Genomic DNA, 13,021 nt, shown 5'->3' on the forward strand with positions numbered 1-13,021 from the left:
AACCCGCCAGAAATCCCAACACGCCATTGGGCAGGAAGACTTCAGGCTCCGTCAAATGGTTTATAGAAGCGGTCACGCCATTGGGAGAAGTCCAGCCGACAAAAACCATGCCAATGCCAACGACAATTAAAGCCACTATCGTCACCACCTTAATCATGGCAAACCAGAATTCCGTTTCACCAAACAGCCGTACTGAGAAGAAATTACATAGGCACATCAATGCCAAAATAAACAGTGCCGTTAACCAAAGCCAACTGTCTGGGAACCAATACTGGATATAGCCACCACATACCACCACATCTGCGATGCAACTGACGATCCAGCTCATCCAATAAGTCCATCCCAAAAAATAGCTGGCCTTATCCCCAAGATAATCCGCGACAAAATCAGCAAACGTCCTGTAATCCAATTTGGTGAGCAACAGTTCCCCCATTGCCCGCATGACCATAAAAGCAAAAAAGCCAATCAAAAGATAAGTCAGGATAATTGAAGTCCCTGATACTGCAATGGTTTTCCCTGCTCCCATAAACAACCCTGTACCAATGGCACCACCAATTGCGATCAACTGAACATGGCGCTTACCTAATCCACGGTGCAGTTTTTGCTCACCGGCAGATTGTTCCACCGGTGTTTTTAATGATCTCGTCATCAATAACCTCTACGGCTTGTTGTTTTATGAATTGATTAGGTTAATTTTTCTAACAACAGTCCTGCTCGTAGCCCAACAGCAACATGAGCATTAGGAAACAGGATAAAGTTGGCAGGCGATTCAATCTTCCAGGATTGATGCTGCTGATGGGCGATATCAAAACCTTGCGGTAATTCAGTGAAATTTTTTGTATCCTCTGGGATATTGAGCTGAAAACTGTCATGCTGTTTGATAATTGCATCAACCACACGATAGCGTTTAAGCGCCGGTTTAACGCGTTTACCTGAAGGCAATCCAGCAATCAAATCCTGCAAGGCCGTGGTAATATTGCTGAACCTGGCCAAATCGTTTTGTCCAAAAGGCAGTGCCTTACCGATTTCCAGCGTGCAACTATCCACATTGTAATGTTCACTGGTAAAGTGACTGAACGTTCCCCCTGCTGTGTTATGAAATACCAAGGCATCGAGATCGCTATCTTCCAGCCATTGTAAAAAATCCGCAGCATATTCACGTGCCTGGTATGGCAATAGGGCAAACTGTTCATGGCAGGAACCTCGGATTGCGGTATGAAGATCAAGATGCCGATATTGCGTTGATGCCATCACCGCTGTTTCATGAAAAAATCGCTGGATAACAGACTCCAATTCCAATGCCCGCTTCGATTCATTCCCTAAAGGAAAATTTTGATAACGGCCACCAAACATACGGTTGAGATCATGATCAATATATCGTTGCCCTGTCCGCATGGCGGGTAAATTGCCAAATACCAGCAGAAGATTATGTTGCAATGGCAATTTTCCCTGAGCCAGTTGTAATAATAACTGGATAAGTATTTCTACCGGTGCCGTTTCATTGCCATGAATTCCGGCGGAGATAATCAACGTATCGACAGATTTTTCTTGTGAAGAGGCCCCTGTTACTTGTGGTCGTTTTTGCGGTAATAACTGTAATACCCCTTCCGCTAGCCATGATGACTGAATCGTTGGCGGAAAAACCAGGTTATTTTCGATCTTGTTTTCAAGTAATAAAGTCAGTAAATCCATTTCATCTCCTGATTAATTCTGAAACTCATAAATCGAACCCAATTTGAGGATCTGTGTCAGTTCATCAAGGGCAGAATAGACCTCCCTCAATAGCTGCGGATCAGCAAGATCAGCCGCATATAGGGAATCCCGATAATGGCGCTCAACCCATGCTGTCAGACGTTGATACAGTTTTGGTGTCATCAAGGTAGCTGGATTGACGGCTGCCAACTCTTGTTCATTTAAAACAACCCTGAGTCGCAAACAAGCCGGCCCACCGCCATTGCGCATACTTTCCCGCAAGTCAAAAAAGTGGAGCTTATTGATGGGGGAATTTCCTTTTGCAATCAATTCTTGCAAATAAGCTGAGACATTGTGATTTTGGCGGCACTCTTCCGGTAAAATCAGCATCATGTTGCCATCCGGCTGGCTCAACAGCTGGCTGTTAAACAAGTAAGATTCGACCGCATCCTGAAGAGTGACTTGCTCCATAGGCACTTCAATCGCCACCAAGTTGTGCCCAAGCCGCGCCATTTTTTCCCCCAACTCGGCCAAAACTGATTGCTGATTTAAAAAAGCCTGCTGATGATGAAAAAGAACATGACGGTTGCTCACTGAAATGACATCGTTATGAAACACACCACTATCAATGGCTGCGGGATTTTGTTGGGCAAATACCGTCCTGGAGTCCTCTAATTGATGCAGGCGGGCGATTGCCTGGCTGGCTTCCAGTGTCTGCCGGGCGGGATAGCGCTTAGGTACAATCCCTTCCTGCAATACCTTACGTCCATAGACAAATAACTGTACACCGGCTTCATCATATTCGCCGCAAAAACGGTTGTGGTTTGCCGCACCTTCATCTCCCCAATCCACATGTTGGGGCAGAGGATCATGATGAACAAAATAGTCTTGCGCTGGGAAAGTTGCTTTCAAAGCTCGTGAAGTCGTAGTGCTTTCCAACGAACGATGCAGCTTGTTATTTAAATTTGCTACCGTGAAGTGGACACGTTGATCCGCACTATCTGCTGAAGGGGAAACCGTTGCCGCATTTGCTGTCCACATAGAAGAGGCGGAACTCAGGTTAGACAATAACAATGGAGAATATTGGGCGACTTTATTTAATACCTGTTCGTCACTGCCGGTAAACCCGAGCTGTCGCAATACAGACAGGTGAGGACGCTGTTGCGGGGGCAAAACCCCCTGTACTAACCCCATATCAGACAACGCCTTCATTTTCATCAATCCCTGAAGTGCGGCTTTACGAGGATTAGATTCTTTCCCCTGATGATTGATGGACGCTTTATTCCCCGTTGACAGGCCAGCGTAATGGTGTGTCATGCCTACCAAACCATCAAAATTTGCTTCAATTCCTGACATAACCACCTCTGACATCCGATTGATTGGTGAAAAAATTAAGCCCTGGTGCCGGTGTTTCAGGCAAAACCAAATTTTCCGTTGTCAGGGAAGCCATCGGCCAGGCACAATAATCCGCGGCATAATAAGCACTGGGGCGGTGATTACCGGAAGCCCCAATACCACCAAATGGCGCCTTGCTGGATGCGCCTGTCAGTGGCTTATTCCAGTTCACGATCCCCGCTCTCGCCGCTTGCAGTAACTTCTCAAACAGGCCGGGATCAGGAGAAATTAGCCCGGTTGCCAGCCCAAATCGGGTATCATTTGCCATTGAGATGGCTGCATCGAAAGTGGTATAGCGCTTAACTGTCAACAGAGGTCCAAAATATTCTTCGTCAGGAATATCGTTGACATTGGTGAGATCAATGATGCCGGGTGTCATAAACGTCGAATGCGGATCAGGCTGGGTTAAGGTGAGCAAAGATCTCCCCCCCAGGGCCAATAACTTATTCTGAGCGCCCAGCAAACTCTCCACCGCCGCTAAAGAGATGACGCCGCCGATAAAAGGCTGAGGATCAGCATTCCAATGACCAGGCACAATCTGGCCTGCGACATCAACTAACTGTTGGATCAACGCATCGCCCTTCTCCCCTTGCTTCACCAACAACCTACGGGCACAAGTGCAGCGCTGTCCTGCGGAGATAAAGGCTGACTGGACAATGGTGTAAACCGCGGCGTCAATATCATCATAATCATCTACAATCAGGGCATTGTTGCCGCCCATCTCCAGAGCCAGCATTTTTTCTGGCTGACCTGCCAATAAGCGATGAAAGTGAAACCCCGTTGCTGCACTGCCTGTAAACAGCACACCATCAATTTCGCGATTATCCAGCAAGGCACCGCCAGTTTCTTTGCCTCCTTGAACCAAATTCAATACCCCTACAGGCAATCCTGCTTTAATCCACAACTCCACGGTTTTTTCCGCCGTCAGCGGCGTTAATTCGCTGGGCTTGAACACCAATGTATTACCGGCAATGAGCGCAGGGACAATATGTCCATTCGGTAAATGCCCCGGAAAATTATAGGGGCCGAAGATAGCCATCACTCCGTGAGGACGATGCTGTAATATCGATTTTCCGTCTGGCATCGGTGTTTCAGAATACCCTGTTCGCTGTAGCCATGCTTCAATTGAAATGGCAACCTTGCCTATCATCGATTGGACTTCTGTCCGTGTTTCCCACAAAGGCTTACTGGTTTCCTCACTGATCACCTGCGCAATTTTTTCTTTTTCTTGAGTCAGCAAATCAGCAAATGTCTGAATAATCGCAATCCGTTTTTCAACCGCCAATCCAGACCATGCAGGAAATGCTTTGCGGGCGGATTGGCAGGCTTCAACTACCTGGTGCTCAGAAGCACCGTTTGCCTGCCATAAGATCCGCTGATCTACAGGAGAATATTTAATAACAGGCAGACCCTTCCCTGCTATCCACTCACCGCCAATGTAATTTGCTTGATGATTCATTATGAAATTCCTCAATTGCAACAGCGCTTAATGACAAAGTTTTAATTGTGAAAACCGAGAATGGTGAAAACTGCTAAGAGAAAAGAGAAACGAAGCGTACCGGATCGCCATCATCCACATGCAATACCGCCATTTCTGCGGAGGTAAGCAGCAATTCATCGCTATCCAAAGATTCAGAAACAGATAACAGGAGTGCTTTAAACGCCTGAAAATTCAGGTTAGAGACAATGCATTGTACGCCGCCCTGTGATCGGGAAACCTGATCGTTTCTTTTAACATGCACAAGCCGGCTGGCTCTGATTGTCCGTACATTATCAATTTCGGCATCCAAGATGGCGCCCGCATCAAAAATATCGACCGCATCGTGATAAGCAAATCCCTCTTTTTCCAAAATGGCGCGGGCAGGCAGCGTATTTTCATGTACCTGACCAATGGTCTGGCGGGCTTCTTCTGACAACAAAGGGACATAAATGGGATAAAATGGCATCAATTCTGCAATAAACGTTTTAGAGCCAATGCCTGTCAAGTAGTCAGCTTCAGCAAAGGAGACATTAAAGAAATGTTTCCCCAGAGCATCCCAGAATGGCGATTCACCTTGTTGATTCACAATGCCACGCATTTCCGCAAAAATGCTTTTTGGGAAGAGAGATCTGAATGCAGCAATAAACAAAAAGCGGCTTCGGGAAAGAAAAACACCATTGCCTCCCCCGTGATAATCGGGATCAAGGAATAACGTACACAATTCAGTGCATCCGGTATAATCCTGCCCGACAATCAGCGTTTCAAATGTGTTATAGACACCCAATTCGCGGGAAGCTCGCACTGATCGATGTACGCGAAAATTGTAAAAAGGCTCCTCCAACCCAACAGCAACTTCCAGCGCACTGACACCAACAACACGATGCGTTTCTGTATCTTCCAAGGTAAATAAAAATCCTTGTTGTGCTCGTTCCTTTACATCGTTGAAAGAATCAATACTGCGTGAAATCCGTGCCGTCAGATATTCCTGATTATTGGGTAATGTCGTCAGGCCAATTCCTGCACGGGACGAAAGATTGAGGATATCCCCTAGATCTTCATATTGAACGGGTCTAAATAACATCATGATATCACCTCAAATCAGCTTTATTCCTGAACAAATCGCTTGAGGGCGCTTTCAAGGCGGATGAAACCGTCATTGATATCCTGCTGTTCGATATTTAATGCAGGAGCAAAACGCAACACATTGGGACCCGCTATCAAGGCAATCAATCCTTCTTCCGCAGCGATATTAGTCAGGTTTTTCGCTTTGCCCTGATATTTTTCAACCAACTCAGCGCCCAACAATAACCCTTTACCGCGCAACTCACTGAATACTTGATAACGTTGATTAAGCTTGGCCATCCGTCTCATAAATTCATGGTGACGCTCTTGCACTTCAGCAAGAAACTTTGGTTGGTTTACCAACTCGACGACTTTGTTAGCAACGGCTGCCGCCAGCGGATTTCCACCAAATGTTGTCCCGTGTGATCCCGGCTGGAAAGCCTCTGCGATATGTTGTCTGACCAACATGGCACCAATCGGGAATCCACCACCCAGCCCTTTGGCACTAGTCAAGATATCCGGCTCTACCCCAATCCCTTCGTAGGCATACAAATACCCAGTGCGGCCTATACCCGTTTGGATTTCGTCAAAAATCAGCAACGCTTGATATTGATCGCATAATTCCCGTAATACTTTTAAAAATGCCGGCTCGGCAGGGATCACCCCGCCTTCCCCAATGATCGGTTCAACAATCACAGCACAGGTTTTTTCTGATATATGGGCCTTGATAGCATCGATATCATTAAATGGCAGATGAGTAATTTGCTGCGGCAATGGCGCAAAGTCTTGAGAATATTTAGGTTGCCCTCCGACAGTCACAGTAAATAATGTTCTGCCGTGGAAGGAGTTCTCAAATGAAATAATTTCGTTCTTATGATTTCCATATTTATCTAATGCATATTTCCTGGCAATTTTTAATGCAGCTTCATTTGCTTCTGCTCCTGAATTACAGAAAAAAACCTTATCTGCGAATGTATTTTCAACCAGAGATTTCGCCAGTTTTAAAACAGGTTCATTTGTATAACCATTACCAATATGCCATATGTTTTCCATTTGAAAATTTAATACATTCTTTAATTCATCATTAGCATGACCCAGTGAATTCACCGCAATTCCACCAGCAAAATCAATATATTCCTTACCATTCTGATCCCAGACACGTGAGCCTTTAGCGACGACTGGGATAAAATTTGCCGGTGAAAAACAGGGAACCATATACTGGTCAAACCAATTTCTTTGGATCGTGTTCAACATTTGTGTTTCCTCACATGATTAAGATATAAAAAATAAGGAATAATTTTATATATTATTAAATTTAATTTTTAATGATTGGCCTTATTTAAATTATCAATTCATTGTTTCGATAAGTTTCCAAGGACATTATTACAAGATTCTTTTTGATCTTGTTTGACCTGATTCATGAATTGACCTCATAATCCCCTTGAGATTTAACAAAGTCAACACAACAAAATCACAATTAATTTACTTTATGATGTTTTTCACAATTTATAAAAATGCATTTATTTTCAGTTTATGCATCGTTTATGCATAAAAAAATAAATAAAAAGAGGTATGGAATTGAGGACAGCGGAAGTGATGTCTTTCTGTCTAATAATTATTCAGAATAATAGTTATAAGTTATACCCAAAAATTAAAAAATGTATTTGCAATTAGTGATTTTTATCCTAGTAAATAATATTATTATTTAAAATCAATTGGTTATAAATTAATACCCCTATCGAGCGTGTCAAGCGGGTATATCAGTGCTTACAACTGTTACCGGCAAATAAACACCTCATTGGAAAAACTTAAAAGCCATCACTTAAAAATTTCTACTCAAAAGACAATTTTTCAGTGATAGCTTAAGCGTAATTTAGGTTAATTTAATAATATGTATCGTATGCTTTATTTAAAACACCCCAGCTATTCAGCGCTTACGTAGTGCGCTCAGCCGCATCGTCAAGATGAACAGAGGTACGCCAATGAGTGTGAAACTTAACCCGATAGGGAGAAAGACTTCTGAGGGCACTGCTTTCGTCATGATATCCGCGGTGATGACTAGATTGCCGCCCACCAGAGCGGAAAGAAACAGCCGGGCGCGGCCTGTAGCCGATGAAATAAAACTAGCCAGATGCGGTGCTAATATCCCCAGAAAGCTCAATGGCCCTACTGTGGTGACAGATGCTGCGCTTAACAGGACAGAAAACATCATCAGCAGAGGACGGGAATATTTGATAGGCTCCCCAAGGGACATAGCAAGTTCGTTTCCAAGCTCATAGCGGTTTAACGCGGGGCCAGTGATCAGGATCCCGATAATACTCAATAAGAATAATGGCATGAATGATGCGATAATTGACCAATTGGCCTGAAACAACGAGCCTTGCATCCATCCAGAAAGATTCAAGGATAACTCTGTCGGAAGATAGAGAATAAGAAAAGAGCTGACAGAGCTAAGAACGGATGAGACGGCAATCCCCATCAGTAAAATTGCCAAGCCACTTGCGCGATTATTACCAACGAGCAAAGTCAAAAATAACGCAACAACCAGTCCACCAGCCAGTGCAGCAAAGACGATCAGCATCTTAGGTGCGGAAGGGACAAACGCCAGCAAGACTATGATCATCGTCATAGATCCCTGACTTATGCCAAAAAGGCCGGGGTCAGCCAGTGGATTGCGAGCAATCGGCTGTAAAATAGCGCCGGCAAGGGCTGCACACCAACCCACCATCAAACCCAATAAAATATGAGGTATCCGTACAACCCAGAGTGCATAAAATTGGTGGTGATCAAGGGAATGTCCGAAAAGCATATGCGTAAATTCGCGTATACCAACGTTCGTAACCCCGACGTTTAAAGAAATAACCACGAGTATGATCGTGATGATAAATAGATATAAACCGACTTTTATATCACGGGTACGCATCTGCAACCCGTTGGCGAAACGTAATACCCTTTGTCCGTCTGTTGCCTGACCGAAATTCATAACGATCTCTCCGATGTTACTGAAAGATAGCGCTTTCTTATGATCCAGATAAAAAACAACCCTCCCAAAAAATCCATCAGAATGCCGGTATGTATGACATAAGGCTGGAAAAGTGTCTGTGCACAGAGATTGGCAATCAGGCAGATACTTGCCCCTGTCAGGGCACAAGCTGGCAGAGACAGCATAAAATTCTGACCAACCAGAGGTTTAACAATATGGGGGACAACCAGTCCCACGAAACCAATAGGACCGCATATGGCAACGGCAGAACTGGATGCAACTATGGCTGCAATCAACGCAATGCGTGAAACAAGTGTGGCATTGACACCAATCGAAAGCGCCTTTTCGTAACCGAGAAGAATAAGTGTCAGTGGACGTGCCAGTAATAAAAGTACTATCAAGGCCAATATACCGAACCACCAGAAATGGTGAAGTCTTGTGATATAGACATGATTGATAGCCCCTGCTAACCAGCTCAAATATTCGGCTCGTAATGCAGGATAGGCAAGAAGAACCGCATTGCTTATTCCAAGATAAAGCATCGCTATTAATGTGCCTGCCAGTATCAGTAGCAAGTCGCGAGAAACGCCGTTAACACCCGCTAAGCGAGATACCGCAAAAGATGACAGAAAACCAAATAATCCACCGGCAAGAGCTGCTATGCCTTGTAATGTCAGGTCAAACTCAAGGCTGATTGCACCGACTATAACAAACAGTGTCGCACCAGCATTGATCCCCAAGGTTGATGAGGAGGCCAGTGGATTGCGGATAAGCCCCTGGAAAACGAGACCACTGCATGCCATCACCGCACCGACATAAACAGAAATCAAAGCCCGTGGCAATCGCTGGTATAGAATAACTGCCTGCTCATAGTTCTGCGGTTCGGGCTGTGTTAAGGCCGCATAAATTTGCGAAACTGACGCAATATTCACGCCAAAAGAGAGACTAGAAAAAAAGATCAGCAGAAATACAATAGGGGCAAATATAAAGAACAATCTGGATTTCATTGTCATACTCTAGGCTGATTTTCAGGATGGTTTATACCCGGATAAGGCTGACAGATAACGCTGCCGTTGTGACTGAAAATATCGGCCGGAATATCGAATACGCGCTGGATATTATCTACTGTTATCGTTTTATTGACAGCACCTGCTGCAATAATGCTGCCAGTATTCAGCATCACAACATCATCAGCAAAAGTCGTTGTTAGATTTAAATCATGTAGCACCACAACGATGGTTTTTCCGTGCTGGAGTGAGAGATCGCGAACCAGTTTAAGCACCGTGTATTGATATTTGATATCCAGGTGGTTCACTGGCTCGTCCATAAGAATGATGTCAGTGTCCTGTGCAAGCACCATTGCCACCCAGGCGCGCTGGCGTTGCCCTCCGGAAAGGGCATTGACTTGAGAGCCTGCTTTATCGGCCAAGCCGACGATTTCCAGTACATCATGAAACAATTTGCGATCCCGCGAGGATGGCCCGCCGAAAAGCGAATTGCGCCCACAAGCTGCCAGCTCGATCAACTCTCCTAGTGTCATGTAATCCGGGCAGTGACATTCCTGTGGCAGATAAGAGATTCTTCGAGCCAGCGCTTTACGACTTATCCCTGTAATCGGCTTACCTTCCAACAGAATTTCTCCGCTTTTCAGGGGAATGAAACCCATGATGGACTTCAGAAGTGTTGACTTACCGCAGCCATTAGACCCGACGAGTGCAGTGATACGCCCTTGGGCAAAGTCTATTGACAAATCATGCAATACGGTTTTCTTGCCGTAAGTTGCGGTGATATTTTTTGCTGTAAGCACCAAAGACTCCTTCAGTTTATCTTATGTAAAATAAATTACAGTGTAATAGTTATGATTTGGTTAGTATACCAAGATCACAGGGTAAGCCCCAATCTCGTTGTTTGTTACCTCTCACATGACAGCCTCCTGCACTTGAACGAGTTGGCTCGATTCAGCAATGACATCGTTGATTAATGCATCGATTTTACTACTGTCGCGATGATGTGCCGTAGTGATTAGATGTGCAACATCCCCCGATGTTGCCAAACAATACTTCTTCCAGACGGCGGCCGACGGACATGGAAATACCACTGTAATGGAGTTGTCATGACGCCAGGCGTTTATCCCGGCGGCACGGAAACGCTCGACGGCATATTGTGCCATCTCCAGGCAGTGTTTGGTGCGGCGCTGCCAATCGGCAAATGAGTGACTGCAAATGGCTGCCCATATCATTAGTGGTGTCTGGCCATTACGTGAACCTGAGATGGTTCTGTCCTGAGCAGAAATGTAATCAACATCGACTGCAATACGCTCAACGTTTTTCCGTTTTGCAACAACAATCCCGCAAGGAATGGGGGAACCTATCATTTTGTGCCCGGAGACACAAATGGAGTCGATACCATCTGCAAAGGTAAAAGGCTGCGGGTTATCTACGAACGGCAAGATCATCCCACTTAAGGCAGCGTCAGCATGTAGGTAGTAATCCTCTCGAGCGATACCAATTTGCTGCATACGTTGTTGAATGATCTTTATGTTATCCACCGCACCACGCAACGTCGTGCCGATATTGGCAAAGATAATTGGATGTGGTTCTTTATGCGCAATAATCTTCTGTATCAGGTCATTATCATCTATCTCACCAGTAGGTAAGGATTCTACTAAACAAGATTTGATACGCAGTAATTTGACGATCTTAGCTACCGAATAATGCGTATCTTTTGAATAATAAAGTGTCCCTTCCGGGAATAGTTCTCGCCCAAGATAGCAGCCGAACATATTACCTTCCGTTCCTCCGTTGGTAACATAACCCCAACTGTCTTCGAAAGGGATTTTGAACAGTTCAGCAAAGTATTTCATGACCTCTTTTTCGAACTCAAAAGAGTTTAACAGATAGTTACACTCCGCTCCCCAGTCACCACAATTGTTGATAGAGAACTGCATGAATCTCTGTAAATAAGAATAATCAAAGTCTGAGGATTCAGGATAGCCGATATTGAAATACTGGTTTTTAACACAGTAATGCCAAAACGCATCTAGCTTGTTCTTATCCGCAAGGGACAATGTCATCTTTATCTCCTGTATCGTAGCACTATAGTAGATCAAAGCTCTGGAATGATGAGTTTTTAGGCAAACGATAATACTCTCGCCCAAGCAGCTGGTTGGCAATAATCCCATTGCGATACGCGCCAAGCCCCAGATCAGGAGAGCCAATACCGTGCTGAAAAATCTCAGCATTCTGGACGAAAATAAAGCCTTTTCCTTTGTCAAGGCGCTGAGCGCTAAAGTCTTCTTTTACAATAAGATCGCCATAATCATCGGTTGCAAGCACTGTATTTTTGAGTCCTTCTAACCATTCTGGGCTGGTATGCTCATAACCTGTAGCCGCGACAATAGCATCGGTTTCAATGACGCCAACTTTATCGAGATGCCGATGACGAAAAACAACTCGCAACGCCTCAGAGTCTCCTATATTTTCCACCTGCTCGACTTCACAATTTGAAACAAGCAGAAGTCCTGGATCACGACCGCCGATAGAACCTTCATACAAAATATCGAAGATATCTGCGATAGTTGATACGCTGATACCTTTATAAAGTCCCCCCTGAGACTCCACGATCTTGCGGCGTTTCTCTCTTGTTATATTGTGAAAATAGTTCATGTAGGCCGGCGTGAAACACTCCTGACCCAGTTTCGACGATTCCATAGGATGAAAACCGGCAGATCGGGTGATCCACTGGATTGAAGCACCGGCCTCTATCATTTCAGGCGTCAATGCATTGTGGAGCGCTAGCACGCATTCGGCTGCACTTTGCCCTGAGCCAATTACCGTGACACGCCGGCATGTTGAGAGCTGTGCTTGTCTGTTTATGAATTCTGCCGAATGTAAAATAGGCGCTTTGGTCTGGATCTTAGCCCACTCAGGCAGAAATGGAGCGGTTCCTATACCGATAGCAAGGTTACGACTGTAATATTGATGCGTCGGTCCCGTATGAGGTTTACTTTCAATAATGAAATGATCGGAAACGGGATCATAATCCACATTAATAACATTTTCACCGAATTGGCAGGAGGGAAGCTGTTGCGTCACCCAGCGGCAATAATGGTCATATTCCTGGCGTGGGATCTGAAAGTTTTCATAATAGTAGAATTTATAAAGACGATCATGTTTATGAAGATAGTTCAGAAAACTCAGAGGGTGTGTAGGCTCTGCCATCGTTACCAGATCCGCCAAGAATGGAACCTGTAGCGTTGTACCGGGTAACAAAAGCCCCTCATGCCAGCGAAACTCAAGTTTACGTTCGAGGAAAAGGCTGGTCAGATCAGAGTGTGACGAAAGTAACGCCGCCAATCCCAGATTGAAGGGGCCAATACCAATACCGAGCAGGTCAATATTATTATTCAT

11 protein-coding genes are annotated in these 13,021 nt (G+C 44.9%); all 11 read right to left on the reverse strand.

The genetic code is table 11. The annotated features are described in order from the left end of the window. The coding region (locus tag AAC853_RS02335; protein ID WP_340613582.1) for an amino acid permease at positions 1–649 on the reverse strand (649 nt) is incomplete at its 3' end. A 35-nt stretch (positions 650–684) separates the two neighbouring features. After that, positions 685–1,692, reverse strand: coding sequence for a succinylglutamate desuccinylase (gene astE, locus AAC853_RS02340; RefSeq protein WP_338885048.1), 1,008 nt, complete (start codon positions 1,690–1,692; stop codon positions 685–687). 12 nt (positions 1,693–1,704) lie between these two features. Then, a complete protein-coding gene (gene astB, locus AAC853_RS02345) occupies positions 1,705–3,048 on the reverse strand; it encodes an N-succinylarginine dihydrolase (RefSeq protein ID WP_338885047.1) in 1,344 nt (447 codons plus the stop codon). After that, positions 3,035–4,546: a succinylglutamate-semialdehyde dehydrogenase gene (gene astD, locus AAC853_RS02350; RefSeq protein ID WP_338885046.1), complete on the reverse strand. Its 1,512-nt coding sequence runs from the start codon at positions 4,544–4,546 to the stop codon at positions 3,035–3,037. The genes astB and astD overlap by 14 nt, the downstream gene beginning before the upstream one ends. A 73-nt stretch (positions 4,547–4,619) precedes the next feature. Then, a complete protein-coding gene (gene astA, locus AAC853_RS02355) occupies positions 4,620–5,648 on the reverse strand; it encodes an arginine N-succinyltransferase (RefSeq protein WP_422824169.1) in 1,029 nt (342 codons plus the stop codon). A 23-nt stretch (positions 5,649–5,671) separates the two neighbouring features. Beyond that, positions 5,672–6,883 carry an aspartate aminotransferase family protein gene (locus tag AAC853_RS02360; RefSeq protein WP_340613584.1) on the reverse strand — a complete coding sequence of 404 codons (1,212 nt, stop codon included), beginning with the start codon at positions 6,881–6,883 and terminating at the stop codon, positions 5,672–5,674. A gap of 673 nt (positions 6,884–7,556) precedes the next feature. Next, the gene (locus tag AAC853_RS02365) at positions 7,557–8,612 is read right to left on the reverse strand and encodes a FecCD family ABC transporter permease (protein WP_338885043.1); all 1,056 of its coding nucleotides are present in this window, start codon (positions 8,610–8,612) and stop codon (positions 7,557–7,559) included. Further along, positions 8,609–9,619 carry a FecCD family ABC transporter permease gene (locus tag AAC853_RS02370; protein WP_340613585.1) on the reverse strand — a complete coding sequence of 337 codons (1,011 nt, stop codon included), beginning with the start codon at positions 9,617–9,619 and terminating at the stop codon, positions 8,609–8,611. The genes AAC853_RS02365 and AAC853_RS02370 overlap by 4 nt, the downstream gene beginning before the upstream one ends. Positions 9,620–9,621: 2 nt before the next feature. After that, entirely contained in the window at positions 9,622–10,419 is a 798-nt protein-coding gene (locus tag AAC853_RS02375; protein WP_338885041.1) for an ABC transporter ATP-binding protein, read from the reverse strand. Between the two features lie 111 nt (positions 10,420–10,530). Beyond that, the gene (locus AAC853_RS02380) at positions 10,531–11,685 is read right to left on the reverse strand and encodes a histidine decarboxylase (RefSeq protein WP_338885040.1); all 1,155 of its coding nucleotides are present in this window, start codon (positions 11,683–11,685) and stop codon (positions 10,531–10,533) included. Between the two features lie 22 nt (positions 11,686–11,707). After that, positions 11,708–13,021, reverse strand: coding sequence for a putative histamine N-monooxygenase (basC, locus tag AAC853_RS02385; RefSeq protein WP_338885039.1), 1,314 nt, complete (start codon positions 13,019–13,021; stop codon positions 11,708–11,710).

The organism is Xenorhabdus thailandensis, assembly GCF_037996785.1.
GTDB lineage: Bacteria > Pseudomonadota > Gammaproteobacteria > Enterobacterales > Enterobacteriaceae > Xenorhabdus > Xenorhabdus griffiniae.